Origin of the sequence: Starkeya sp. ORNL1 (genome assembly GCF_012971745.1) — a bacterium.
Classification (GTDB): domain Bacteria; phylum Pseudomonadota; class Alphaproteobacteria; order Rhizobiales; family Xanthobacteraceae; genus Ancylobacter.
Window position 1 is genome coordinate 3,959,584 of the sequence record NZ_CP048834.1, and the last position, 24,676, is coordinate 3,984,259.

Consider the following 24,676-nt stretch of genomic DNA (forward strand, 5'->3'; position numbering starts at 1 on the left):
GGGCCGCCGAACCACGCGCAACGGCGTGGATTGTCGTATAAGGGCCTTCTTCTTCGCGCGTTTTGCGTTCACGATCACGTCACGAGCCCGAGGTCGCAGGCGCAAGCGAACCTCGGCGCTTGCCCGAAGGGGCGCGCCTGTCCTACTGCGGAAAGCCGCGCACGCATCCTATATTGTCTAAGGGGCGGTTTAAGTCACGTTTCGGGAAAGTCAGATGGCGAACGCCCAACGAATCCTGGTGGTGGACGACGACAACGAACTGCGCGAGGCGCTCGTCGAGCAACTCACGCTGCAAGATGAGTTCGAGACGGTCGCTGTCGATTCGGCTCGTGCCGCGCTCGATGAAGTCGATGCCGCCCGTGTCGATCTGGTGCTGATGGATGTCGGCCTGCCGGACATGGACGGCCGCGAAGCGGTGCGTGTGATGCGCGGCAAAGGCTTCAAGGCCCCCGTCATCATGCTCACCGGCCACGACACCGACAGCGACACCATCATGGGGCTGGAGGCCGGCGCGAACGACTATGTGGTGAAGCCGTTCCGCTTCGCCGTGCTGCTCGCCCGCATCCGCGCCCAGATGCGCTCGCACGAGGCGAGCGAGGACGCGGTCTTCACCATCGGGCCATACACCTTCCGGCCCGGCGCCAAGATGCTGGTGACCGAGCGCAACTCGAAGATCCGCCTCACCGAGAAGGAGACGGCGATCCTGCGCTACCTCTATCGTGCCGGCAAGAAACCGGTAGCGCGCGAGATCCTGCTGCAGGAGGTCTGGGGCTATAATTCCGGCGTCACCACGCATACGCTGGAGACCCATATCTATCGGCTGCGCCAGAAGATCGAGAAGGATCCCTCCCATCCCAATCTGCTCGCGACCGAGGCCGGCGGCTACAAGCTGCTACCCTAATCTGGCTGGCGGAGTGATTCGCCGGCCTCTTACGCTGGTGCGAAGTGCGTCCGCCTGATGTCGATCGAGAACGATATTGCCCTGCTGAACGGCATTCCGACGCTGACGCTGCTCGGCGCGGAAGCGTTGCGCATCATTGCGATCAGCGCCGAGAGCCGCATCGTGCGTGGCGGCGATATATTGTTTCGTGAAGGGCAGGCGGCGGATTCCGCCTATCTGATCGTGAGCGGTGCCTTCTCGCTGACCCACGACCGCACGCTGCGCGCCGGCCGGCGCAGCGCCAGCGTCACCGTCGGGCCGGGCACGCTGCTCGGCGAGATGGCGCTGCTGACCGAGACCAAGCGGCCGGCGACGGCGACCGCGACCGAGCTTTCAAATGTGCTGCGCATCCCCCGCAGCATCTTCCGCCGTACGCTGGAGAGCTACCCCGAGGCCGCCCTGCGCCTCGCGCAGGTGATGCAGGAGCGGGTGGCGGAAACGGTGAACGGCATCGAGGGCGTGCGCCGGCGCATCGAGCGCATCGAGCGATCGCCGCGCGCGCCGCGCGACTGAACAGCCGCCCAACCCATGCCCGAGCCCATCCGGATCACCTCCTCCATCGCGCTTGACGAAGCGGAGATCGAGGAGAACTTCGTGCGCTCGTCGGGTCCGGGCGGGCAGAACGTCAACAAGCTGTCGACGGCGGTGCAGCTGCGCTTCGACGCCATGGGATCGCCGAACCTGCCCGAGGGGGTAAAGACCCGGCTCAAGGTGCTCGCCGGCAAGCGGATGACCCGCGACGGCGTGATCATCATCATCGCCCAGCGCTTCCGCACCCAGGAGCGCAATCGGGAGGATGCGCTGGAACGGCTGGTGGAGCTGATCAAGGCGGCGACCGTGGTGCCGGTGACGCGCCGCCCGACTCGCCCGACACTCGGCTCCAAGGTGCGGCGCCTCGAATCCAAGGCGCGTCGCTCCGGCGTCAAGGCGATGCGCCAGGACAAGCCGGGCGGCGGTGGGGACGATTAGTGTTCAATGGGCGTCATCCCGGCCGTAGCGAAGCGTAGAGCCGGGATCGCGTGACGAGAGTGCGCCTTTCCGGCGCGCGATCCCGGATCGGCCTGTCGGCCGTCCGGGATGACGACATTGGGGAAAATCACGCCATCGCGAAGATGGTCGCCCCGGTGTCCGCCGTCCCCACCGCGGCGCGGAAGCTGGCGAACAATTCGCGCCCGACGCCGACATGCGAGGCGGAGAGGTCCGCCGGGGCCGGCGCCCGCTCGGCCCAGGTCGTCGGGTCGACCAGCACGGTGAGCGTGCCGGCCACGGCGTCGACCCGAACCAGATCGCCGTCGCGGATCAGCGCGATGGCGCCGCCGTCGGCGGCTTCCGGCGTCACATGGATCGCAGCGGGCACCTTGCCGGAGGCGCCGGAGAGGCGGCCATCGGTCACCAGCGCCACCTTGTGGCCGCGGTCCTGCAGCACGCCGAGCGGCGGCATCAGCTTGTGCAGCTCCGGCATGCCATTGGCCTTCGGGCCCTGGTAGCGCACCACGGCGACGAAATCGCCGGTCAGATTGCCGGCCTTGAAGGCGGCCTGCAGCGCTTCCTGCGAATGGAAGACGCGGGCCGGCGCCTCGATGATGTGGCGCTCGCTGGCGATGGCGGAGGTCTTGATCACGGCGCGGCCGAGATCGCCGGACAGCAGCTTCAGGCCGCCGGTCGCCTGGAACGGCGCCTTGGCGCCGCGCAGCACCGTCTCGTCGCCGCTCGACGGCGCGCCGTCGCGCCAGCCGAGCCCGCCATCGGCCTTCAGGACGGGCTCCTGGGTATAGGCGTCGAGACCGCCGCCCCACACCGTCTCGACATCGCGATGCAGCTTGCCGTCGGCGATCAGCTCGCGAATGACGTAGCCCATGCCGCCGGCGGCGTGGAAATGGTTCACATCGGCCTTGCCGTTCGGATAGACGCGGCAAAGCAGCGGGGTAACGTCGGCAAGGTCGGAGAAATCGTCCCAGGTCAGCTTGATGCCGGCGGCGGCCGCCATGGCGACGATGTGCAGTGTGTGATTGGTCGAGCCGCCAGTGGCGTGCAGGCCGACGACGCCGTTCACGAACGCCTTCTCGTCCAGCATGCGGCCGACCGGCACATAGTCATTGCCGAGCGCGGTCATCGACATCGCCCGCTCGGCGGCGGCGGTAGTCAGCGCGTCGCGTAGCGGCGTGTTGGGATTGACGAAGGAGGCGCCGGGCAGATGCAGGCCCATGATCTCCATCATCATCTGGTTGGTGTTGGCGGTGCCGTAGAAGGTGCAGGTGCCCGGCCCGTGATAGGCCTGCGATTCCGCCTCGAGCAGCGCGTCGCGCCCGACCTTCCCCTCGGCGAAGAGCTGGCGGATCTTGGCCTTGTCGTCGTTCGACAGGCCCGAGGTCATCGGTCCGGCCGGGATGAACACCGCCGGCAGATGGCCAAAGGACAGCGCGCCGATGACGAGGCCCGGCACGATCTTGTCGCAGATGCCGAGGAACACCGCGGCATCGAAGGTCTGGTGCGAGAGCGCGACCGTGGTGGCGAGCGCGATGACGTCGCGGGAGAACAGCGACAGCTCCATGCCGGCTTCGCCCTGGGTGACGCCATCGCACATGGCGGGCACGCCGCCGGCGACTTGCGCAACGCCGCCCGCGGCGCGCGCGGCCGCACGGATCAGGTCCGGATAGTGCTCGTAGGGCTGATGGGCAGAGAGCATGTCGTTATAGGCGGTGACGATGGCGAGGTTGGCGCCGGCGCCTTCGCGCAGCATCGTCTTGTCGCCCGGCCCGCAGGCGGCGAAGCCGTGCGCCTGGTTGGCGCAGCCGAGCTTCTGCCGGCTCGGCCCTTTCTCGGCAGCGGCGGCGATGCGGTCGAGATAGCGCGAGCGGGCATCGTGCGAGCGCTTCACGATCCGTTCCGTTACCTCGCCGAGGCGGGCATTCACGCTGGACGGAATGGTGGAATCGGCCATGGGAGCCTCCTTCGTGAAGCGGTAGTTGATAGCGACATGCAATTTACGGGCAGCGATCCGTATCCGAGCCGGTCACGGACACCAGAAGATGGCCGGCGGGCGCGCGGCGCGCAGGAAAGCGCGGACCGGCATATCGATCGCCGGGCCTTCGCCCAGCGCCTTGTCCAGCACGGCGCGCTTGTCGGTACCCTCTATATGCAGCGCAAGTGCGTCCGCCGAAGACAACACCGGGAACGAAAACGTGAGGCGCGGCTCGCCGGCGTCGGGTGCACGCATCGGGATCAGGCCGAGCGCGCCCTTTGGATCGAGCGCCTCGCCGAGCCGGTCGCCGCCCGGGAACAGCGAGGCGGTGTGACCGTCATCGCCCATGCCGAGAATGGCGCAGGCGAGCGGCCAGTTCAGCGCCTCCAGCGCCTCGTCGACGGCATAGAGGCCTTCCTCGGGTGTCGGCGCGTCATTGGCGAGCGGCACGAAGCGGGCACCGGCGGCAAGGCCCCGCAGCAGATGCTGGCGGACCAGGCGTGCGTTGGAGCGGTCCGAGGTCTCGCGCACCCAGCGCTCGTCCACCAGCGTGATGCCGATCTTCGACCAGGGCAGCGGGCGCTGCGACAGCGTCTCGAACAGGCGCACCGGCGTGCGCCCGCCGGAGACGGCAAGCGATGCGGCGCCATCCTTTTCGATGCGGGCAGTCAGCGCGGCGGCGACGAAGTCCGCCAGTGCGGCGGCGAGCGCGTCGCCGTCGGGGTATTCATGGAATGCGGGTAGGCTCACGTACGGAATTCTCCGAGTAGCTTGCTCTGCTTCAGCATCCTTCGAGGCTCGCTTCGCTCGCACCTCAGGATGACGTCGTTCTCCATGACCAAATAGCCCACCTCATGCTGAGGTGCCGGCCCGTGGGCCGGCCTCGAAGCACGCAGGCGATCAGGCGCCATCCTCAAGCCAGGTCCGCCCGTCGCGCTCGATCAGGGCGATTGAGGCGGACGGGCCCCAGGTGCCGGCGGTGTAGGGGCGCGGCGGCTCCTTCACATTGCGCCACGCTTCCAGGATCGGGTCGACCCAGCGCCATGCCGCCTCGACCTCGTCGCGACGCATGAACAGCGTCTGGTTGCCGCGCACCACGTCGAGGATCAGGCGCTCATAGGCATCCGGGTTGCGCACCTTGAATGCCTTGGCGAAGCTCATGTCGAGCGGCACATGGGTGAGGCGGATGCCGCCCGGGCCGGGATCCTTGATCATCAGCCACAGCTTCACGCCCTCGTCCGGTTGCAGGCGGATGACGAGGCGGTTGGGATCGATCGCGCCGACACTCTCGTCGAACACCGAGTGGGGCACCGGGCGGAAATTGACCACGATCTCCGAGACGCGGGAGGCGAGGCGCTTGCCGGTGCGCAGATAGAACGGCACGCCCGCCCAGCGCCAATTCTCCACCTTCGCCTTCACCGCCACGAAGGTCTCGGTCTCGCTGCGCGAGGAGCCGAGCTCGTCGAGATAACCCGGCACCGCGCCTCCGGCCGACGCGCCGGCGCGGTACTGGCCGCGCACGGTGACTTTGGCGACGTTGTGCTCGTTGATGGGCTTGAGCGCGCGCAGAACTTTAAGCTTCTCGTCGCGCACCGCATCGGCATCGAGCGAGGAGGGCGGCTCCATAGCAACGAGGCAGAGCAGCTGGAGGATATGGTTCTGCACCATGTCGCGCATGGCGCCGGCGGTGTCGTAATAGCCGGCGCGTTCCTCGACGCCGAGCGCCTCGGCGACGGTGATCTGCACATGGTCGATATGGGCGTTGTTCCAGAGCGGCTCGAACAGCGCATTGGCGAAGCGCAGCGCCATCAGGTTCTGCACCGTCTCCTTACCGAGATAGTGGTCGATGCGGTAGACGCGCTCTTCCGGGAAGATGCGTCCGACCTGCTGGTTGAGCGCCAAAGCGGAGGCAAGGTCCTTGCCGATCGGCTTCTCGATGACGACGCGCGCGCCGTTCTCGGAGAGACCGTATTTGCCCAGCTTCTCGCAGATCGGCCCGAAAAGATGCGGAGCGGTGGCGAGATAATAGACGGAGATGCGCCCTTCGATCTGCTTGCTGACGCGGTCGGCCAGCTCCAGCCAGCCATTCTCGCCTTCGACATCGACCGGCACATAGGAAAGCCGGCCGAGGAAGCGGTCGAGCTCCGGCCCGGTCAGCTCGGCGGCCGGGACGTGGTCGACCAGCGCCTGGCGGGCGAAGGCGCGGAACTCCTCGTCGCTCAGCGGCCGGCGCGAGCAGCCGACAATGGCGGCATCATCCGGGATCTGCCCGGCGAGGTCGCGGTGGAACAAGGCCGGGATCAGCTTGCGTCGGGACAGGTCCCCGGTTGCGCCGAACACGGTGAGGATGAAGGGGGCCACGGGGATCACGCGGCTGGTCATGCGAAACCTCTCTTCAATGGCGCCGCGACGGGCAAGAGCTGCCGGGCCTTCGCGGTGCCGTCTCGGGCTGGCTGTCAGAGTAGTAGCAAAAAGGATTCCGCACTGCGACAGCGGGCATGGGGCCGCCGGGCAAGGCGGCCATGCGCCCGGCGCGGGGTGACGGAAAGAAGCCTCAGAGGAGCTTGGCACCTGCCCTAGAGAAAAATATTTCGTGCTGCACCGCGGAAGAATTGCTCGGAAAGCCGCCCAGGCGGGCACTTCGGCCGACATTACCCCCCTCACCCGACCGGATCGCGCCACCGGCGGCGGCCGGGCCTTCCGGCGTATGATGCCGCCCAGCCGGAACCGGTTACGTCGGGGCTATCCGCCGCACCTGACCGGGAATGCCGGAGCGATTCTCAAAAACTGATGAATGCCAATGGTTTAGTTAATAAGGCATGCGGCATTACCGGATTTATTATAACGTATACCAGACTTGGCATGCCAAATACCAAATACAGTATTTTCCTATATTAAGTTACCTTGCGACGCACAATTCCACTTTAGAATTAAGGCTTGGCAGCAACGGAAACTTGGTACAACTTATTCCACATAATAACCGATGCAGCCGACCACGCCGCCCTCGGTCATTTGAACGCCTCCCGTAGCTATTTTTGCGGCTGCCCGGCGGACCAAACATAAACATGCCGGCTCTTACGAAAGCTGGTGGAAAAAACCCCTTTGGGAAGGAAACGCTAAATGAAACATCTGCACGCCTTTGGCCTCGGCGCGGTGGCTGCGCTCGGCCTTTCGGCCATGACGCTTGCGCCCGCGGCTGCCTGGGAACCGACCAAGCCGGTCGAGTTCATCGTGCCCGCCGGTACCGGCGGCGGCGCCGACCAGATGGCCCGCACGCTCCAGGGCATCATCGCCAAACATTCCCTGATGCCGACCCAGCTCGTCGTCATCAACAAGTCGGGCGGCGCCGGCGGTGAAGGCTTCCTCGACGTCAAGAATTCGAAGGGCAACCCGCACAAGATCGTCATCACCCTCTCGAACCTGTTCACCACCCCGCTCGCCACCGGCATTCCCTTCAACTGGAAGGATCTGACCCCGGTCGCGATGCTGGCGCTGGACGAGTTCATCCTGTGGGTGAACGCCGAGAAGCCCTACAAGACCGCCCAGGAATACGTCGCCGCCATCAAGGCCGCGCCGGACGGGCAGTTCAAGATGGGCGGCACCGGCTCCAAGCAGGAAGACCAGATCATCACGGTCGCGCTCGAGAAGGCGATCGGCAAGAAGATGACCTACATCCCCTATAAGGGCGGTGGCGAGGTCGCGGTGCAGCTGGTCGGCGGTCACATCGACTCCTCGGTGAACAACCCGATCGAGGCGGTCTCCCAGTGGCGCGGCGACAAGGTCCGTCCGCTCTGCGTGTTCGACAACAAGACCCTGCCCTACACCGACAAGATCCTCGGCGACTTGTCATGGTCCTCGGTTCCGACCTGCAAGTCGGCCGGCGTCGACGTCGAATACCTGATGCTGCGCGGCATCTTCATGCCCCCGGGCGTCAGCGCCGACCAGGTCGCTTACTTCGTCGAGCTGTTCAAGAAGGTCCGCGCCACCCCGGAATGGGCCCAGCTCATGAAGGACGGCGCCTTCAACCAGACTTTCATGTCCGGTCCGGAATTCACCACCTGGGTGGAAGCCGCCGAGAAGACCCACAAGGGCCTGATGCAGGAAGCCGGCTTCATCGCCGCCGGGAACTGACGCGCGCCTGACGGCCCGCACACTCAAGACCAAGCGACCCGCGCCGGCTCTGCCCGGCGCGGGTTCCGGGCTCCAGGTCCAGCCCGCAGCGGCGCCAACAGTAAAGAGCGCCGGGACCGAGCAGATATGAGCTTGCGCGAGCGTGCCTCCCGCGGGGTTCTCCCCGGCGGCCGGACCCTTGCGCCAATTTTTCGGAGAGATCGTGATGCAAGAAGCTCCCCACGGTGCGCAGGCAGGGGTCAAGCAGCGTTCCGCCGAGATCGGGGTCGCCCTGCTGACCCTGCTGTTCGGCCTTATCGTCATCTATGGAAGTCTCAAGGTCGGCATCGGCTGGGGCTCTGACGGCCCGGAGGCCGGCTTCTTCCCCTTCTATGTCGGTCTCTTCATCGTCGGCGGCAGCGTGATCAACCTGGTCAGCGGGCTGCGCGAGAATCCCGACGCCATCGCCTCGGAGTATAGCCAGCTCCGCCAGGTGCTGAAGGTGCTCGTCCCGACCACGATCTACTGCTTCCTGGTCGAGCCGCTCGGCATCTACATCCCGTCGTTCCTGTTGATCGCGGTCTTCATGAAGTGGCTCGGCAAGTATAGCTGGCCCCTCACTGCCGCCATCGCCTTCGGCGTACCCGCCGCCTTCTATTTCGTCTTCGAGAAGTGGTTCCTCATCCCGCTTCCGAAGGGTCCGGTCGAAGCCCTGCTCGGGCTGTGACGCCAACATAATCCAGCATGCGGGTGCGGGCCTTGCCGCCGCACCCAAGGGGAAGCGCTCATGCTCGACAATTTCGTCAATCTTTGGCACGGCTTCTACATAGCCGGCGATCCGTTCAACATCCTGCTGATGGTGGTGGGCATCCTGCTCGGCGTCATCATCGGCGTGCTGCCGGGCCTGGGGGGCGCCAATGGCGTCGCCATCCTGCTGCCGCTGACCTTCTCGATGTCGCCGACCTCGGCGATCATCCTGTTGTCGTGCATCTATTGGGGCGCGCTGTTCGGCGGTGCCATCACGTCGGTGCTCTTCAACATCCCTGGTGAGCCCTGGTCGGTGGCCACGACGTTCGACGGCCACCCGATGGCGCGCAACGGCCAGGCAGGCGAGGCGCTTACGGCGGCCTTCACCTCCTCCTTCGTCGGCGCCTTCGTCGCCATCGTCATGATCACGCTGGTCGCTCCGCTGGTTGCCGCGTTCGCGCTGCAGTTCGGCCCGGCCGAGAAGTTCGCGGTGTATTTCCTCGCCTTCTGCTCCTTCATCGGCATGAGCAAGGAACCGCCGGCCAAGACCGTGGTGTCGATGATGATCGGCTTCGCGCTCGCCGCCGTCGGCCTCGACATGGTGACCGGCCAGCTCCGCCTCACCTTCGGCTCCGAGGAATTGCTGAACGGCTTCGACTTCCTCATCGCGGTCATCGGCCTGTTCGGCATCGGCGAAATCCTGCTGACCATGGAAGAAGGGCTCGAATTCCGCGGCAAGGCGGCGAAGATCGACGCCAAGGTGGTGCTGCGCACCTGGGCGACGCTGCCGAAGTACTGGGCGACGTCGATCCGCTCCTGCATCATCGGCTGCTGGATGGGCATCACGCCCGCCGGCGCGACGCCGGCCTCCTTCATGGCCTATGGCATCGCCAAGCGCGTGTCGAAGAACGGCAAGAACTTCGGCAATGGCGAGATCGAGGGCGTGGTTGCCCCCGAGACCGCCGCGCATGCCGCCGGCACCTCGGCGCTGCTGCCCATGCTCGCCCTCGGCGTCCCGGGTTCGCCCACCGCCGCGGTGCTGCTCGGCGGCCTGCTGATCTGGGGCCTGCAGCCGGGTCCGATGCTCTTCGTCGAGCAGAAGGAGTTCGTGTGGGGCCTGATCGCCTCCATGTATCTCGGCAACGTCGTCGGCCTTATCGTGGTGCTCACCACCGTGCCGATGTTCGCCGCCATCCTGCGCATCCCCTTCTCGATCATCGCCCCGGTGATCCTGGTGATCTGCGCGATCGGCGCCTACACGGTGAACAACAACGTCTTCGACGTGATCATGATGCTGGTGTTCGGCGTGGTCGGGTATGCCATGAAGAAGACCAACTATCCGCTGGCGCCGCTGGTGCTGGCCATCGTGCTCGGCGACAGCGCCGAGGAAGCCTTCCGTCAATCGCTGCTGGCGTCCCAGGGCTCGATCAGCATCTTCTGGTCGAACCCGCTGGTCTCCACCATCATGGCCCTGGGTCTGATCTCCCTGTTCTGGCCGATGCTGCAGAGCGCCTTCAGCAAGTTTCGCGGCGTCGCCCAGCCCGCGTGAGGGCCGCGACAGCTGAGATGACATCGGAGGTCCGCCGCCTCATGGCGGCGGACCTCCGGATCGAAAAGGACCTTCGCACCACGAGGTCCACCGCGGCCCGGTGAGGAGCGCCAGCCCCTCACCCGATCCCCCTCCCAACGGAGAGAGGAGCTCGGGCACTCGCTCACGCGGGAACCAGCACCGGGATTGAGCCGCACAACAACAAAAGCGGCCGGCCGGCGCGGCTCCGTCGAAAGTAATGTCCGGGTTCGGGAGGCAACGCCAATGATCAACACTGCGACCGACGTATCCGTCTGGTCTCGCCGCGCGCGGATGAGGGCCGGATGATGAGCTTTGAAACCCCTTTCCGCCGTGTCAGTACCGGAGCTTCCAAGCTCTCGGTAGCACCGCTCGAGGATACCTCGACCTTCAAGAACCGCGCCTACAGCGCGCTTAAGGAAGTCATCGTCTCGCTCAATATCTACGACCAGCCGCACGAGGTGCGGCTCGACGAGCGCCAGCTCGCGCAGAGTCTCGGCGTCAGCCGCACGCCGGTACGCGAGGCGATGGCCCAGCTCGAGCGCGAGGGCTTCGTCCATTCGGTGCCGCGCCGCGGCATCTATGTGGTGCGCAAGACCAAGCGCGAAGTGATCGAGATGATCCAGGTCTGGGCGGCGCTGGAAAGCCTGGCCGCGCGGCTCATCACCCAGCAATCGTCCGACGCCGAGATCGGCCGGCTGCGCGAGATGTTCACCACCTTCGAGGATGGCCGGCTGCACGCCAAGCTCGACGAATACTCCGAGATCAATATCGAGTTCCACCAGGCGATCATCGCCATGGGCGGCAACGGCATCCTCGTGAACCTCGCCGAGAACCTGTTCACCCATATGCGCATGATCCGCCGCAAGACGATCGGCGAGAACGACCGGGTCGAGCGCTCGATCGAGGACCATCTCGCCATCATCCAGGCGCTGGAGGCACGCGACACCGAGCGCGCCGAACTGCTGGTGCGCAATCACGCGCTCGGTCTCGCCGAGCATGTGGCGCGCAATGCCAATTACCTGGAATGAGGGCCACTGCTGCCTGAAACGGGATCGACGATCCCGCATCGACCTCTCCCCCGGCGGGCGCCTCGGACCCGCCGGGTTCTTTTTTCGCACGGTCTTTTCGCCGGGCCACGGTAGCGACTGCGTGGCGCGGCCGGGAATCGATGCGGATCATTGCGCCGGCGCCGCCTTTCGGCTACCTGACGGCGAATACTCGTGCGCGAGGTGACCGCCCGCGGCCGGGTGTTTTTCTCCAGATTGATGATGCTGGAGCATGTTCTGATCGCAAAAGTCGTGCAACTTTTGCGGGACATGCTCTCGTCGTCGCCCAACGCCTCCGCCGAGGAGCCAGGCCGGCATGCTGCGCACCCTGACCGATTTCATCGCCGAGATCGCCGGCGGGCATCGGGATGCTGCATTCGCCGAGAATGATTATCGTCTCGCCGCCGCCGCCCTGCTGGTCCATGTCGTCACCATCGATGGCGAGTTCGGCGACGCCGAGCGGGACAAGGTGCTGCGCGTGCTGGAGCATCGCTTCGATCTCGGCGTGCATGACGCCAACGCGCTGCTCGACGCCGCCATCGCCCGCGACGCCGAGGCAGTGGATCTCTACGCCTTCACCAGCGTGCTCAACCGCGCACTGGACGAGGAAGGGCGCAAGCGTGTGGTGGAGATGATGTTCGAGGTCGCCTATGCCGATGGCGGGCTGACCGAGTTCGAGGATAACCTCGTCTGGCGCGCCGCCGAGCTGCTCAACGTCTCCTCCCGCGACCGCGTGCAGATCCGCAAGAGCGTACGCGACGCCTTCGAGGATGAGGACGACGGCGCCTGAGCCGTCGCGGCCGCATACCTGCGATGGTCTTAGCGCCATGATGCTTTCGTGTGCTTGAAGCCACGGCGAATCCATGTAGTTTAACCATGTTGCGGCGCGGAATCGGCCGGCGCCCGGTTACGGACGACGTTCGGCAGACATGGCGCCTTCGGTCCTGATCGTGCTCCACCAGGAGCATTCCTCGCCCGGCCGGGTCGGGCATCGCCTTACCGCTCTCGGCTTCCGCCTCGACATACGCCGCCCCTGCCTCGGCGAGCCGCTGCCGGAAACGCTGGACGAGCATGTCGGCGCCGTCATCTTCGGCGGGCCGCAGAGCGCCAATGACTGCCACGACTATGTACGGGCGGAGATCGACTGGATCGGCGTGCCGCTCAGGGAGGGCAAACCGTATCTCGGCATCTGCCTCGGCGCGCAGATGCTGGCGCGCCACCTCGGCGCCCCCGTGGCGCCGCATCCCGAAGGTCTGGTCGAGATCGGCTATTACCCGATCCGGGCCACCGAGGCTGGCACCGGCCTGTTCGGCGCCAGTGCGGATGGTGCCGAGGTCTGGCCGGACCATGTCTATCACTGGCACCGCGAAGGTTTCGCGCTGGCCCATGGTGCCGAATTGCTGGCGCAGGGGCGCACCTTTCCCAACCAGGCATTCCGCTACGGGCCATGCGCCTATGGCATCCAATTCCATCCGGAAGTCACGCACCAGATGATGTGCCGCTGGACCGTGAAGGGCGGCGAGCGACTCAATCTGCCGAATGCGCGGCCGCGCAGCGCACACTTCTTCGACCGGCTGCAATATGACGCCCGCGTCCGGCGCTGGCTCGATGCCTTCATCGATCACTGGGTCGCCGGCAGCCTCGCCGGACGCTTCGCCGCCTAAGCAGCTAGCGGCTTCCTCACACGTCATCCCGGCCGGAGCCCGCAGGGCGTAGAGCCGGGATCGTAAGACGACGATGCACAACACCTTCTTACGATCCCGGATCGGCCTTCGGCCGTCCGGGATGACAACTATCGGGAGAGCATTGTCCGTCGAGCTTGGCGATCCGACCCCGATCCCACGGCATTTACATTGCTTTTGCATCGAATCCCGCTGGTCGCGCTAGCGTTGTTTCAATCCCGCTCCGCGAGGATGAGCATTGGCGGTGGGGCCATACACGACCGTGCGCAGACCAGGCGGGACAAACCGCCGGCGCCGCGGGCTGAAGTGGGGACAGGCAATGACGGCGCTCGCTCAATACCGGATGGTGGCCGAGGCGGTTACCGCTTCGCCGGCTCGCGCCGTGCGCGAAGGTGAGGTGCGCGACGGTCTGCCTACCGAAGCGGACGCTCTCGCTCTTGAGGTGGAGGCCGCGCTCGCCGAAAACCGCATCCTGCCCTTCTACCAGCCGATGCTGGATCTCGCCTCCGGCGACATTGCCGGCTTCGAGGCGCTGGCGCGCTGGCAGCATGCCGAATTCGGCCTCGTCGAGCCGGCAGCTTTCGCCGGCGCCTTTACGCAGCCGCGCCTCGCGGTCGCCATCGGCCAGCGCATCGTGTCGCGGGTGTGCGATGACATGTGCAGTTTCGACCGCCTTGGCGCGCCGCTGCGCGAAGTGGCGCTCAATGTCTCCTATCAGGAGCTGCGCGACGGCGGCTTTGCGACGAGCCTGGCAGTGCGGCTCGGTGCCGTCGGGCTCGATCCGCGCCGCATCACCGTCGAGCTTGGACGCGGGATCGATTTCTCCGACCCGGACGACCAGCTGCCGGGCGAGATCCGCCGGCTCGCCGGGCTCGGCGTCAAGATCGCGCTCGACGATTTCGGCACCGGCTTCGCCTCGCTCACCCAGCTGCGGCGACTCAATGCCGACCGCATCAAGATCGATCCGAGCTTTATCGCGCGGGTCGAGGATGATCCGGAGGACGCCGCCCTCGTCGCCGGCCTGATCGGCCTCGCCCATCGGCTCGGCATGAAGACGGTGGCGGAAGGTGTCGAGCGGCCGGCGCAGCTCGCCTTCCTGCGCGAGGAAGGCTGCGATTTCGCGCAAGGCTATCTGCTCGGCCGGCCGATGCCGGCGCCCGCGGTGCCGCACTTCGCCGCCGGGGTGATGGCGGCCTGAACCTCGCCGGCTGTGCCGTACGTGACCGGATTGCCGGACTGCCCGCGCTAATATTGCACGGTTCGCAGGAGGCGGACGGCGATGCGGGCGGCGACACGGACCTGGACAGCACCGACGCCGGAATGGAAGCCGGAGCTCACCATCCTCGCGGATGTCTCCGCCAATTTGTTCGCCGTGTGCCTGCTCCTGCTGCTCGCGCTGTTGGCCATCGGTGCGGAACCGCCCGAGGAAGGCCCTGCCCTCCCCGCGGCGCCGATCGAAGCGGAAACCGCATTCGACGTCGTCGAGCGCGCGCCGCTCGGCGCCGGCGCCATGGTGGAACATCTGCGCGCCCGAGGCATGCCGGACACTGAGGCGATCGACCTGTTCGCCGACGGCATCATTATCAGTGCCGGGTCCGGCGACATGAATATCCGGCCGGACACGGTGCCCGGCGCGCTGGCTGCCGCGGTGCGCGGCGTCGACCCGCGCCGTCCGGTGCGGCTCTATGTGTTCGATCCGCGCTGGTACGGCACCGTGATCGCGGCATTGCGCGAGCGTCGGCTCGTCATCACCGAATTGTCGATACCGGCGGCATTGCGGAGCCCTGACGGCGCCGGCTGGTCATCGGCCTTCCGCACGCTCGCCGCGCGCGGACTGGAGCCGGAATCGTTCCGTGCCGGCCTGGCGCAGCTTCTCGCTGGTGGCATCGGGGCGGAGGTCCGCAGTCAGAGTGGAGCGGGCGGCGGCGCGACTGCCTCTATCGCCGGCCGCTCCGGTCTCGCCGAGCGGCTCGCCGCCTGGCTCGGCGGCTTTATGGCCGTCGTCGTCCCGCTGTTCGGGCTGGCGGTGGTCCTCGCCATCGAGGCGCGCGAGCGGCGGCGCCTGATGATCCCGTTATCCGTTCCCTCTCTTTAGTCCCGAGGACGCCATGGCCGACACCATCCAGAAGACCAGTTCGACCCCGCTGCCGCAGCACCAGACGGTGACCGGCCAGCAGGATCCGCTGCCGCTGAATTCCCGCGAGCAGACCGAGCGGACCGACGTCAAGCAATCGCAGAATAACGGCGAAAAGGATGCCAAGGCGTTCGCCGACTATCTCAACCAGCAGGGCATCACCACACTGGAGAAGACTCAGCAGTCCTCGGCGTATGATCCCGTCAACGATATCGGCGACAGCAGCGTCTACAAGGGCACCGGGCAGTCCGGGCCGGTGTGACGACGGGTTGTCCTGCTTCAACATCCTTCGAGGCTCGCTGCGCGAGCACCTCACGATGAGGTTCCATCTTAGTACGACCTTATCCTGAGGTGCCCGGCAAGGCCGGGCCTCGAAGGATGCTCAAGCAATGCGCCACCACTCCCCTCAGGGCTTCGTCACCTTCGGCGGTGTCGCCGGGGGATAATAGACCGGCGGCGGCGCGGCGACTGGCGCCGGGTAGACGGGCGGCGGGAACGCCGGTTGCACCACCACCGCCTTCGGGATCGCCGGCTGGCGGCCATAGCCGGTCTGGGTGTCGATGCGCAGCTGGCGGGTGATCTCCTCGATCTGCGTGCTGTGGCGCACCACGCGCGGCGTGATCATCACCAGCAATTCGACGCGTTGCATCTTGTTGAGCTGCGATTTGAACAGGTCGCCGATCAGCGGCCAGCTGCGTATGCCCGGCACGCCCTGCTCGCTGGTGTCGAGCCGATCCTGGATCATGCCGCCGAGCAGCACGGTGCGCCCCGACTGCACCAATATGTCGGACTGGATGTCGCGGGTGGCGATGATCGGCTGCTGGTTGCCTTCCTTCACCGATTGCGAGGGCGTGGTGACGGATTGCTTGACCTTCAGGTCCACGGAGTTGTTGGCGTTGATCTTCGGCGTCACCTCCAGGATGATGCCGGTATCCTTGATCTCGACGCTCTCCGTGATGGTGGTGCCGCCGGTGGTGCTCGAGGTCTGCTCGCTGGTCTTGTAGGGGATCTGGTCGCCGACGACCAGGCGGGCCGACTTGCCGTCGACCACGGTGAGATAGGGCGAGGAGATGACCTTGACCTTGGTGACTTCCTGCAGCGCCGTCAGCACGACGTCGACATTGACGTCGCCGATACTGCCGCCAATGACCACGGTGGCGCCTGAGCGGCCGGGATCGCCGGGCTCGGGGTCGACCGAGGAACGGGCGACGAAGCCGGCGCCCTCCAGATACCATTGCACGCCGCGCTGCAGCTCGTCATTGAGCAGCACCTCGACCACGGTGGCCTCGATCACCACCTGGGCCTGCGGGACGTCGAGCGTGCGCACCACGTCCTGGATGCGCTTGAACAAGGTGTAGGTGGAATAGACCATCAGCGAGTTGCTGCGCGGATCGGCGACGATGCGCGTGGTGTCGCCATCGCTCCCGCCTGCCCCACCACCGCCGCCGCCGCCCGCCACGACCGGGCCGCCGCCAACACCACCGCCGCCGAAGCCGCCACCATTGAAGCCACCCTGTGGCAGCATCATGCCCGGCACGTTCAGCCCTCCGCCGTCCTCGTCGATGTCGGGGGCGAGCGGGCGGTTATTATTGTTGAAATTGCCGAAGCCATTGTTCAAGGGCGGCGGCGGGCTGCCGTCGCTGCCGCCTTGCGCGGTCTGGCGGTCACGGATCACCAGTCCGCGGTCGGTCTGCTTCACCACGGTCTGCGACACCGAGACGGCGCCGAAGATGTTGCTGAGCTGAACCGCGATCTCCTCGGCCTTCAGGTGCTGCAAGGCGATGATGCGCAGCGAGGGGGTGTCCGCCACCGAATAATCCATCTCGGCGACCAGCTTGCGCAGCCCGTTCAGCAAGCCGGGATCCCGGGTGCTGACGAGCAGCGCGCGTTGCGTCATCAGCGGAATGACGGTGACAGCTCCGGCCGGCATCTGCGCCGAATAGACCGCCATCACCTGCGTCGCGATCTGCATCGGCTCGCTCTGGCGCAGCGGGACGATGGCGACGCGGTCCTCGGTGATGCCGCGCGAGGTGAGCGTGTTCATCAGGTCCTGGACCTGCGCGGCGTCGGACGCCGGTGCGCGGATGACGATGGCGTCCTGGGCCGCGGTCGGCAGGATGGTGACGCCGGGCGGCGAGATCTGGGTGAGCAGGGTCGCCATGGTGTTGGCGCCGCCGCGCGGCAGCTTGACGACGCGGGTCACCACCTCGCCGGCGCGCCCGCTCCGGGAATTGGTCTCGATGGCCGCCATCGCATCCGCGCTGCCGACCTGGTAGACGCCGCTGAAATAACGGACCACCAGCCCGTTGCGGCCGAGCAGGTCGCGCAGCACCGCGAGCACCTGGGCGCGCGGGATCGGCTTCTCGGTGTGGAAGGTGATGGTGCCCGGCATCGGGTCCGGCGCGACATAGGTGACGCCCAGCACGCCGCCCAGCATCTGTTTCAGCACGTCGGGTATGGTGGCGTTGTCGAAATTGATCGAGACCACGCCTTCGGCATCGAAGTTCGGATTGCCGGCAGCGGCGATCTCGGCGACGTCGTTGGCGGTCTGCGCAGCATCGGGCTTAATCTCGATGCGCAGCGTGCCGACATAGCCGGTGATCTCGGCCAGCGGCGCGCTCTCGGCATTGACGCGGGTGGTATTGATCACCGGACCCTTGCGCTCGGCCTCGCCGGTCCACAAACGCGGCTCGTCGTCCGCCTTCCAGTTACCGCACTCCGTCCATTGCGTCGGGACGCCGCGATCGTTGCACGCATTGGTAAGCGCGCCACATCCGCCGAGCGCGAATGCTGCGAAGGCACCGAGCAACGCTGCGCGCACGCACGCGGCGAGGCGCCGGGCGCTGCCTTCCGCATTGGCATGCCCGTTTGACGACGTACTTACTGAACCCATCGGTCGTGCCGAATCGCCCCTGGTCTACCGTCATCCGCGCGACGGAGCGTTTCCTCGCCCGCATCGCTTCGGCCCCGCCGTTCTTTTGCGGAACACTGGAGCGGCGACGTGATTAACGGAAGACGAAAGCGGGAGCATCAGCAACGGTTTGTGCGACGTGTGGCGTCGTTACAACGTTTAGCCTTCGATCTCGATTGGAAATCAGCCATAGTGACTTGAAATACGGTCGCAATTATTATTTTTGACTAATCTAGAAAAAATTGGAAATTATTATACATGATTATCTTCTAGATTGCGGATGGTTAGCCGGTATGATGGGAAGTCCCCGGCGGTCACTTCGGGGGAAGTGCGCCGAGAGGCACGGCTGGGCACCAGCCACCTGCGGGGGCGGGACGATGGATCGGCTTGTAGATGGCCAGCGGCGCGCCGCCGTCATGCGCGGACGCTTGGGCACAAATTATCCTGCGCACCGGCCGCCGGTGCGCAGCCTCGCGGGGAAACTGCATCTCACGCGGATCGCGCTCGGCTGCTCCACCAACAAGGAGCTGGTCTCGCGATTCGCGGCGGTCAACCGCGCCACCGCCTTCACCTCGCAGAACGCCTATAAATGGCTGAGCGGCAAGGCCATGCCGCGCATGTCGAGCGTCTATGAGGACTGGTCTCAGATCCTCGGCGGCAAGCTCGCCGCGCCCTTCATCGCCGCCTGTTCGTTCGAGGAATTCACCCGCGCCTTGCGCCAGCACTTCGACATACCCGAGGCCGCCATCAGCGAGTTGCGCGGCGAGCCTGCCCCGTCCCTCGAAGAGGTGCCGGACGGCGGCTGGAGGGAGGATGCCGGCACATTGGACGAGGCGCGCCGCGCCGACGCCGGGGGCGGAGAATTGCCGCGGGTCGAACCGGCGCGTGGCGACCTGTGGCGCGGCGAAGCGCGCCGGCGCAACGCACTGATGGCGGGCAATTTCCTCGGCGTCTCGCCGGCCTGGTCGCGGGCACAGGCGGGCCGGCTCCTGATCGGCGCCGCCCGCATAGGCTATCGCCGCGATGACGAGCTGTGGATCGACTATATCGAGCGGGTGGTGGGCCATGCTGTCCACTATGCCGGCAGCATGGTGACCGACAATCGGACTGTGCAGTCGGCTATGGAATGCATGCCGACCGGGCGGGTCTATCTGCTGGCGCTGCAATTCCCCACCTTTCCCGCCAATCTCATCGGCGGCCTGCTGTGCGGAACCGTGCTTCATGATCCCGATGCGCGCTCGGTCGCCTCGCGCATCCTGTTCGTTCGCAGCCATGCACTCGACTGGGACGGGCTTCTGGCCCGCATCGGCTATGCCACCCATGACGATGCGACGCTGGCGCGCGAACTCGAGGCGCTCGGCTATATTGGCGGCGAGCGTGCCGGCGAGGTGGCCGGCCAGATCGTGCGCTTCCTGGCACCGCCGGGCGAATCATCCGGCACCATCGAGGCCGGCCCGGCCGAACTCAACAGCGTCGGCTACGCGCTCGACAGCCTGACGCCGCTCTAGAGCATTTCCCGATCAGATGGAATCATCTGATCGAAGAGGAATTGCTCCAGTCTATTGAATCGAGAGCACTTTCTTATCGTTCGGATGCTCCCATCCGAACGATAAGGGCTCTAGGGACAGAGCTCGGCGAGCGGCCCGTGCACGCCGGCGCAGCCACGATCCAGACGCACTTGGGCAATGGAGCGTGGACCGTGCGCGGCGGCCAGACCTTCGAACAGGAAAGCGGTCTCCTGCCCGTCCGGCGCGATCAGCAGCAATAGTGGCGTGCCGGCCGCACGGATGGATTCCAGCGCCGCCCTCAGATTGGCATCGTCGAGCATGGCGTCGAGCCCGACGCGGTCGCGCCCAGCGGGACCGAAGGCGACGCCGTCCTGTTGTGCGAGGAAGACAGCCGCGCTTTCGCCGCGCACCGTTGCGCCGGCTGTCAGTACTACGTCCGCAACTGCCGCCATCTGCCGCTCCGGCTGCTGTGCCGTGCGGGCGGCGGGGAGCAGCAGCAATATGGCCGGCAGCATCACCGCCACGAGGGTGAAGAACAGGTCCGCCTGCGGATCCGCCAGCCCGGCGAGGCCGCCCTCTCGCAGCTCAGTGCGCATCGGCGCTGCCGCGGGTTGCCTCGACTAGCCTCAGGCATTCGGCATCGAGTTCGGCCTCGTTCTTCTCCAGCGCCGCCAGGAGCGCCGCCGAGAGGATGGCGGCGACCAGGCCGAGCAGCGTGGTCTGGAATTTCAGAGCGAGGCCGGCGAGGCTCGCGGCGACGTCCAGCCCGCCGCCGCGATTGACCCCAGTGCCGATCGGCAGCGCGCCGATGGCGGTGGCAAGCCCCACCACGGTGCCGAGGAAGCCGAGCAGCGGCAGGAAGGACAGCAGCGCGCGGAAGAAGCGGCGCGAGGCATCGTGGAAGCCGGCGAGCGCGGCAGGCGCCGTCTCACCGTCGAGCGCGGCCTCGATGGTGAGGAAGCTGCGCCGGTGCGCCGCGCGCGGGCGCAGCCGCTCGAGCACCGCGGTCAGGCCCGGGTGTGACGGCTTGCCTTGCCCGGAGAGCCCGAGCCGCACTGCGGCGAGCACGGCCCGTTCGCGCGCCTGCAACAGCGCGGCGTCGGTGAGGAAGGCCAGCGCGGTGAAGAACAGCAGCACGATGGCGTAATGGATCACGGTTTCGCCTTCGAGCGCGGCGCGCACCATCTCCAGCGTCGCGCCATGAGCGGTGACGAAGGGCAGCGCCGCGTAGAAGGCAAGGGTGAAGGCGCCGCCGAGTGCGAGCGCGGCGAGCAGCGATTGCGCCTGGGGCGCGCCGCCGGCTGCTGCGGGATTGCGCCAGAAGCGGGCGAAGCGCCACTCATTGGTCTCGGCGAGCAGCCGGCTCGCGAACAGGCAGACCACGATCTGTGGCCACACCATGCTTTGCTTTATTGCGCCGGCTAATGGCTCGCCTTGGGCCAGAAGGGTGCCTACCGGCAGATAGAGCGCGATGGCCGCCAGCAGCACGGCTCCGAGGCGCAGCGCGGCGTCGTGCAGCGTGGTGGCGGGACCGGCGAGGCCGAGCCCGGTGAGCGCCACACCGAGGGCCGCGAGCATCCAGAGGGTACCGCCTGCGTCTCTTGCCTCCAGCGCCAGGAACAGCGCAAACGACGCCAACAGGCATGCGCCATAGGCCCGGAGCATCCCGCTGGGTCCGGCGTCCGTGTCCACGGCCTACGCCGCCTTGATCTGCGGCGTGATCTTGATGCGATCGAGCGGCTGCACGTTCGCGCTGGCGGTGAGCTCCTGGTAGGAGAGCACGGCGAACTCCGGGAAGTCGCGCTCGATGATCTTGCGCATGAAGCGGCGAATATCCATCGGCGCCAGGATCACCGGGGTCAGCACCTGCTGCGTCGAATTGCCGGCGGCGGCGCGGATGGCATTGATCAGCTCGCGGTGCACATCCGGCGAGAGTGCGAGATAGGAGGCGCCCGAGGTCTGGCGCACCGCGCCGCGCACCACGTCCTCGATCTCCTTCGAGACGAGGTAGGCAGGAATCACGTTCTGCCCGCCGGAGAATTTATGGGTGATGTAGCGGCTGAGCGCGCCGCGTACATGCTCCACCAGCATGATCGGGTCTTTCTCGCGCTGGCCCCAGGTCACCAGCGCCTCGAGGATGGTGCGCATGTCGCGGATCGAGACCTCCTCGGCGACGAGGCGCTGCAGCACGTCGGTGATGGTGACGATGGGCAACAAGCGGGTCACCTCGCGCACCAGCTCGCCGAAATTCTTCTGCATCTGGTTCATCAGGAACATGGTTTCCTGGACGCCGACGAACTCGGAGGCATGCGACTTCAGCACATGGGCGAGGTGGTAGGTCAGCATGCTGGAGAGTGTCATGACCTGGATGCCGGCGCGCTCGATCAGCGGCAAATGCTTCACCGCTACCCAGTAGCTCGGGGTGCGCGGCAGGAAGTCCTCGCCGCGCTCGAACGGGATGTCGAACATGCGCAGATTGGCTTCCGATTCGCGCACGATGCAGAAGCCCGGCCGCGCGACGCCGGCGGCGACCGGGATCTCGTTGACGAGGATGCGGTACTCGCCCTCGCGTAGGTTCTCGTTGAGCCGCAGATTGATGCCGGGAAACGGCACGCCGAGGTCGAAATACAGCGCGCGACGCACCCGCGCGACTTCACGGTCGAGCTTCTCCGGGCGGATCGAGTTGCGCACGCTGGCGGCGATGTCGACGATCAGCGGCACGGTGAGGGCGAAGGTCACCGGCTCGACCGGGCCGAGCTTCTCGTCGTCGTCATCGGGGAAGGTGGGCACCATGCCCTTGGGCGAGAGCGCCGGGGCGAGTGCCGGCATTTCGAGCGAGCGCTGGCCGGTGACGACATTGCTGCGCTTGCGCATGATCAGGTAGCCGCCGCCGCCGCAGACGACGGCGAGCACCAGGAAGGTGAGGGTCGGGAAGCCCGGCACCATGGCGAAGATGCCGAGGATCGCCGCGGTGATCATCAGCGCCTTCGGCTCATTGACCAGCTGCTTGGCGATATCGCTGCCGAGGTCCTCATTGTCGTCGGAGGAGACGCGGGTGACGATGAAGCCGGCGGTGATGGAGACAAACAGCGCCGGAATCTGCGAGACCAGGCCGTCGCCGATGGTGAGCAGCGAATAGCGGTGGATTGCTTCGCTCACCGGCATGCCGAGCTGCAAGGTGCCGATGGAGATGCCGCCGATCAGATTGATGGCGATGATGATGAGGCCGGCGACGGCATCGCCCTTCACGAACTTCATGGCGCCGTCCATGGCGCCGTAGAGCTGGCTTTCCTTCTCCAGCTTGTTGCGCCGGCGCTTGGCCTCGTCGAGCTCGATCATGCCGGCGCGCATGTCGCTGTCGATCGACATCTGCTTGCCGGGCATGGAATCCAGCGAGAAGCGCGCCGACACTTCGGCGACGCGTTCCGAGCCCTTGGTAATGACCATGAAATTCACGATGGTCAGGATCAGGAACACCACCAGGCCGACCACGAGATTGCCGGCGATGACGAACTTGCCGAAGGTCTCGACGATGTGGCCGGCGTCGGCCTGGATCAGGATCAGGCGGGTGGTGGTGATGGCGAGCGCGAGGCGGAACAGCGTCGTCAGCAGCAGGATCGAGGGGAAGGCCGAGAGCTGGACCACGTCCTTCAGATAGACCGCGGCCATCAAAAGGATGGCGGCCAGCGACAGATTGATGGCGATCAGGACGTCCACCAATGCCGTCGGCAATGGCAGGATCATCATGAAGACGATGCAGATCAGCAGGAAGGCGAGCAGCAGATCATTGCGCTTGGAAAGCGTCTGCAGAAAACCCGTCATACCGCCATCACCTCGTCCCCGGTCCTTGTTCCGCCGCTTCACCTAGACGGCGATGCGCAGGCGGATCCCGTCATCGGCCCCGCCATTGGTGTCGGTGGGGATCGAATCCAGTGCGCTGAGCACGGCCACCACCTCGGCGACCGCGGTGGCGAGGGCCAGCGCGGCAGCGGCCAGCTTGCGGTCGATCGCCTGGTCCGCCGCGGTCTTGCCGGCGAGTGAGGCCGGCGCCTCCTCCTCTTCCGGCTGCACCAGCGGCGTTGCCTGCGGCGCCGTGGCTTCCCCGGTGCTTGACCCAAGGAAGGCGCTGAACTGCTTGAGCTGCTCGGCGAGGTTCTCGAAGACCCGGTCTATGTCCTCGTCCCAGTTGAAGTCCTCGAGCTGGCCAAGGTCGCCGCGGCCCTGGATGGTCAGGGCATATTGCGCGAGCACGTTGAGCGCGACCGCTCGCAGCGCCTCGAGGCCCTCATAGGCGGTCTTCTCGGTGTCCATCTTGGTATTGAGCGTCGCGATCTCGCCGTCGAGCTGGCTGATCTGCGTGTCGAGCGTCCGGATCTCGCGGTCCAGCGTCTGGATCCGGCCGTTGATGGTGTTGAGCTGGCCGATCTTCTGGTCGCGTTGCGCGATCAGCGCCGAGGCATCCTTTCCCGCGGCGGTCAGTACGGCGATCTGGACATTCAGTGCGGTGATTTCACCGGTGAGGCCCTGGGCCTGTCCCGCGAGCCCCGCGCGCTCCGATAACTTGCCGCTTCGCTCGCTCGCCAGGGCGTCGCGTTCGGTGGTCTTGGCCGCCTTCTGCTCCGCGAGCTGGTTATATGCCTCGCGATGCTGCGCAATGCCTTCGGACAGGCCGCCGGCATCGCCGAGCAGCGTGCGCAGCGCATTCGCCAGCATCTCGTTGCGCTTGTCGCGCGCCTGGTCGAGGGTCTGGTCGAGCAGCTGCGCCACCTCGGCGAGGATGGCGGCGGTGTCCTCAGGGCTGTTCGGCGTGCGGATGCCAAGCGTCGCCAGCGAAAGCTTCTGGAAGCCGAGATCGAGCTTGAGCGTCGCCGGCAGCAGCGAGGTGTTGGGCGAAGTGCTGGACGTCGTCTCGCTCGCCGAACCGGCCGCCGGCGTCGAGACGGGAGGCAGCGCCGTGGTGTCCGTGCTCGGCACCGGCAGGTTGTTCGGCAGCGTGACGGTCGACATGGCGCAGCCCTCGACGGAGCGGGAAATCAGCTGTCATTCTGGCCCGCCCGGCGCACCGG

21 protein-coding genes are annotated in these 24,676 nt (G+C 66.4%); 13 read left to right on the top strand and 8 right to left on the bottom strand.

Annotated elements, in window-relative coordinates:
• Positions 1 to 214 precede the first annotated feature (214 nt).
• From G3545_RS18840 to arfB, 3 genes are read left to right on the top strand one after another with little or no spacing between them, the layout of a single operon-like run.
• Positions 215 to 901: a response regulator transcription factor gene (locus tag G3545_RS18840; RefSeq protein ID WP_170014795.1), complete on the top strand. Its 687-nt coding sequence runs from the start codon at positions 215 to 217 to the stop codon at positions 899 to 901.
• A gap of 57 nt (positions 902 to 958) precedes the next feature.
• Positions 959 to 1,453, top strand: a complete 495-nt coding sequence (locus tag G3545_RS18845; RefSeq protein ID WP_170014796.1) for a cyclic nucleotide-binding domain-containing protein — start codon at positions 959 to 961, stop codon at positions 1,451 to 1,453.
• Between the two features lie 15 nt (positions 1,454 to 1,468).
• The gene (gene arfB, locus G3545_RS18850; protein ID WP_170014797.1) at positions 1,469 to 1,909 is read left to right on the top strand and encodes an alternative ribosome rescue aminoacyl-tRNA hydrolase ArfB; all 441 of its coding nucleotides are present in this window, start codon (positions 1,469 to 1,471) and stop codon (positions 1,907 to 1,909) included.
• A gap of 127 nt (positions 1,910 to 2,036) precedes the next feature.
• On the opposite strand, the gene edd is transcribed toward arfB, so the two are convergent.
• The 3 genes from edd to zwf form a co-directional block, all read right to left on the bottom strand.
• The gene (edd, locus tag G3545_RS18855; protein ID WP_170014798.1) at positions 2,037 to 3,881 is read right to left on the bottom strand and encodes a phosphogluconate dehydratase; all 1,845 of its coding nucleotides are present in this window, start codon (positions 3,879 to 3,881) and stop codon (positions 2,037 to 2,039) included.
• A 72-nt stretch (positions 3,882 to 3,953) separates the two neighbouring features.
• The gene (gene pgl, locus G3545_RS18860; RefSeq protein WP_170014799.1) at positions 3,954 to 4,652 is read right to left on the bottom strand and encodes a 6-phosphogluconolactonase; all 699 of its coding nucleotides are present in this window, start codon (positions 4,650 to 4,652) and stop codon (positions 3,954 to 3,956) included.
• Positions 4,653 to 4,802: 150 nt separating this feature from the next.
• Positions 4,803 to 6,284: a glucose-6-phosphate dehydrogenase gene (zwf, locus tag G3545_RS18865; protein ID WP_170014800.1), complete on the bottom strand. Its 1,482-nt coding sequence runs from the start codon at positions 6,282 to 6,284 to the stop codon at positions 4,803 to 4,805.
• Positions 6,285 to 7,022: 738 nt separating this feature from the next.
• Here zwf and G3545_RS18870 point away from each other — a divergent pair.
• The 9 genes from G3545_RS18870 to G3545_RS18910 all read left to right on the top strand — a co-directional run bounded on the left by G3545_RS18870 (position 7,023) and on the right by G3545_RS18910 (position 15,453).
• Positions 7,023 to 8,033: a tripartite tricarboxylate transporter substrate-binding protein gene (locus G3545_RS18870; protein WP_170014801.1), complete on the top strand. Its 1,011-nt coding sequence runs from the start codon at positions 7,023 to 7,025 to the stop codon at positions 8,031 to 8,033.
• A 205-nt stretch (positions 8,034 to 8,238) separates the two neighbouring features.
• Positions 8,239 to 8,739 (top strand): tripartite tricarboxylate transporter TctB family protein, encoded by a 501-nt coding sequence (locus G3545_RS18875; protein WP_170014802.1) that lies wholly within the window; start codon positions 8,239 to 8,241, stop codon positions 8,737 to 8,739.
• Between the two features lie 60 nt (positions 8,740 to 8,799).
• Positions 8,800 to 10,308: a tripartite tricarboxylate transporter permease gene (locus tag G3545_RS18880; RefSeq protein ID WP_170014803.1), complete on the top strand. Its 1,509-nt coding sequence runs from the start codon at positions 8,800 to 8,802 to the stop codon at positions 10,306 to 10,308.
• A 323-nt stretch (positions 10,309 to 10,631) separates the two neighbouring features.
• Positions 10,632 to 11,357, top strand: a complete 726-nt coding sequence (locus G3545_RS18885) for a GntR family transcriptional regulator (protein WP_206151278.1) — start codon at positions 10,632 to 10,634, stop codon at positions 11,355 to 11,357.
• A gap of 334 nt (positions 11,358 to 11,691) precedes the next feature.
• Positions 11,692 to 12,165, top strand: coding sequence for a TerB family tellurite resistance protein (locus G3545_RS18890; RefSeq protein WP_170014805.1), 474 nt, complete (start codon positions 11,692 to 11,694; stop codon positions 12,163 to 12,165).
• Between the two features lie 139 nt (positions 12,166 to 12,304).
• Entirely contained in the window at positions 12,305 to 13,039 is a 735-nt protein-coding gene (locus G3545_RS18895; RefSeq protein WP_170014806.1) for a glutamine amidotransferase, read from the top strand.
• Positions 13,040 to 13,376: 337 nt separating this feature from the next.
• Positions 13,377 to 14,255, top strand: coding sequence for an EAL domain-containing protein (locus G3545_RS18900; protein WP_170014807.1), 879 nt, complete (start codon positions 13,377 to 13,379; stop codon positions 14,253 to 14,255).
• Positions 14,256 to 14,336: 81 nt separating this feature from the next.
• Positions 14,337 to 15,152 (top strand): hypothetical protein, encoded by an 816-nt coding sequence (locus G3545_RS18905; RefSeq protein WP_170014808.1) that lies wholly within the window; start codon positions 14,337 to 14,339, stop codon positions 15,150 to 15,152.
• A 13-nt stretch (positions 15,153 to 15,165) separates the two neighbouring features.
• A complete protein-coding gene (locus tag G3545_RS18910; RefSeq protein WP_170014809.1) occupies positions 15,166 to 15,453 on the top strand; it encodes a hypothetical protein in 288 nt (95 codons plus the stop codon).
• 144 nt (positions 15,454 to 15,597) lie between these two features.
• Here G3545_RS18910 and gspD read toward each other — a convergent pair whose 3' ends face one another.
• Positions 15,598 to 18,084: a type II secretion system secretin GspD gene (gene gspD / locus G3545_RS18915; RefSeq protein ID WP_170014810.1), complete on the bottom strand. Its 2,487-nt coding sequence runs from the start codon at positions 18,082 to 18,084 to the stop codon at positions 15,598 to 15,600.
• Between the two features lie 395 nt (positions 18,085 to 18,479).
• Between gspD and G3545_RS18920 the strand changes: the two genes are divergently transcribed.
• A complete protein-coding gene (locus G3545_RS18920; protein WP_170014811.1) occupies positions 18,480 to 19,610 on the top strand; it encodes a hypothetical protein in 1,131 nt (376 codons plus the stop codon).
• Positions 19,611 to 19,720: 110 nt separating this feature from the next.
• Here the strand turns inward: G3545_RS18920 and G3545_RS18925 are convergent, their stop codons facing one another.
• From G3545_RS18925 to G3545_RS18940, 4 genes are read right to left on the bottom strand one after another with little or no spacing between them, the layout of a single operon-like run.
• Positions 19,721 to 20,206 carry a hypothetical protein gene (locus G3545_RS18925; RefSeq protein WP_170014812.1) on the bottom strand — a complete coding sequence of 162 codons (486 nt, stop codon included), beginning with the start codon at positions 20,204 to 20,206 and terminating at the stop codon, positions 19,721 to 19,723.
• On the bottom strand, positions 20,196 to 21,248 hold the full coding sequence (locus G3545_RS18930; RefSeq protein WP_170014813.1) for a MotA/TolQ/ExbB proton channel family protein: 1,053 nt from the start codon (positions 21,246 to 21,248) through the stop codon (positions 20,196 to 20,198). The genes G3545_RS18925 and G3545_RS18930 overlap by 11 nt, the downstream gene beginning before the upstream one ends.
• Before the next feature lie 57 nt (positions 21,249 to 21,305).
• The gene (gene sctV, locus G3545_RS18935; protein ID WP_170014814.1) at positions 21,306 to 23,432 is read right to left on the bottom strand and encodes a type III secretion system export apparatus subunit SctV; all 2,127 of its coding nucleotides are present in this window, start codon (positions 23,430 to 23,432) and stop codon (positions 21,306 to 21,308) included.
• Between the two features lie 42 nt (positions 23,433 to 23,474).
• The gene (locus G3545_RS18940) at positions 23,475 to 24,617 is read right to left on the bottom strand and encodes a hypothetical protein (protein ID WP_170014815.1); all 1,143 of its coding nucleotides are present in this window, start codon (positions 24,615 to 24,617) and stop codon (positions 23,475 to 23,477) included.
• Between the last annotated feature and the right edge of the window lie 59 nt (positions 24,618 to 24,676).

What these genes read in the sequence shown, in the direction of transcription:
- G3545_RS18840 (WP_170014795.1), top strand. Translation starts at nt 215, where the DNA reads ATGGCGAACGCCCAACGAATCCTGGTGGTGGACGACGACAACGAACTG.
- G3545_RS18845 (WP_170014796.1), top strand. Translation starts at nt 959, where the DNA reads ATGTCGATCGAGAACGATATTGCCCTGCTGAACGGCATTCCGACGCTG.
- arfB (WP_170014797.1), top strand. Translation starts at nt 1,469, where the DNA reads ATGCCCGAGCCCATCCGGATCACCTCCTCCATCGCGCTTGACGAAGCG.
- edd (WP_170014798.1), bottom strand. Translation starts at nt 3,881, where the DNA reads ATGGCCGATTCCACCATTCCGTCCAGCGTGAATGCCCGCCTCGGCGAG.
- zwf (WP_170014800.1), bottom strand. Translation starts at nt 6,284, where the DNA reads ATGACCAGCCGCGTGATCCCCGTGGCCCCCTTCATCCTCACCGTGTTC.
- G3545_RS18870 (WP_170014801.1), top strand. Translation starts at nt 7,023, where the DNA reads ATGAAACATCTGCACGCCTTTGGCCTCGGCGCGGTGGCTGCGCTCGGC.
- G3545_RS18875 (WP_170014802.1), top strand. Translation starts at nt 8,239, where the DNA reads ATGCAAGAAGCTCCCCACGGTGCGCAGGCAGGGGTCAAGCAGCGTTCC.
- G3545_RS18880 (WP_170014803.1), top strand. Translation starts at nt 8,800, where the DNA reads ATGCTCGACAATTTCGTCAATCTTTGGCACGGCTTCTACATAGCCGGC.
- G3545_RS18885 (WP_206151278.1), top strand. Translation starts at nt 10,632, where the DNA reads ATGATGAGCTTTGAAACCCCTTTCCGCCGTGTCAGTACCGGAGCTTCC.
- G3545_RS18890 (WP_170014805.1), top strand. Translation starts at nt 11,692, where the DNA reads ATGCTGCGCACCCTGACCGATTTCATCGCCGAGATCGCCGGCGGGCAT.
- G3545_RS18895 (WP_170014806.1), top strand. Translation starts at nt 12,305, where the DNA reads ATGGCGCCTTCGGTCCTGATCGTGCTCCACCAGGAGCATTCCTCGCCC.
- G3545_RS18900 (WP_170014807.1), top strand. Translation starts at nt 13,377, where the DNA reads ATGACGGCGCTCGCTCAATACCGGATGGTGGCCGAGGCGGTTACCGCT.
- G3545_RS18905 (WP_170014808.1), top strand. Translation starts at nt 14,337, where the DNA reads ATGCGGGCGGCGACACGGACCTGGACAGCACCGACGCCGGAATGGAAG.
- G3545_RS18910 (WP_170014809.1), top strand. Translation starts at nt 15,166, where the DNA reads ATGGCCGACACCATCCAGAAGACCAGTTCGACCCCGCTGCCGCAGCAC.
- gspD (WP_170014810.1), bottom strand. Translation starts at nt 18,084, where the DNA reads ATGGGTTCAGTAAGTACGTCGTCAAACGGGCATGCCAATGCGGAAGGC.
- G3545_RS18920 (WP_170014811.1), top strand. Translation starts at nt 18,480, where the DNA reads ATGGATCGGCTTGTAGATGGCCAGCGGCGCGCCGCCGTCATGCGCGGA.
- G3545_RS18925 (WP_170014812.1), bottom strand. Translation starts at nt 20,206, where the DNA reads ATGCGCACTGAGCTGCGAGAGGGCGGCCTCGCCGGGCTGGCGGATCCG.
- sctV (WP_170014814.1), bottom strand. Translation starts at nt 23,432, where the DNA reads ATGACGGGTTTTCTGCAGACGCTTTCCAAGCGCAATGATCTGCTGCTC.
- G3545_RS18940 (WP_170014815.1), bottom strand. Translation starts at nt 24,617, where the DNA reads ATGTCGACCGTCACGCTGCCGAACAACCTGCCGGTGCCGAGCACGGAC.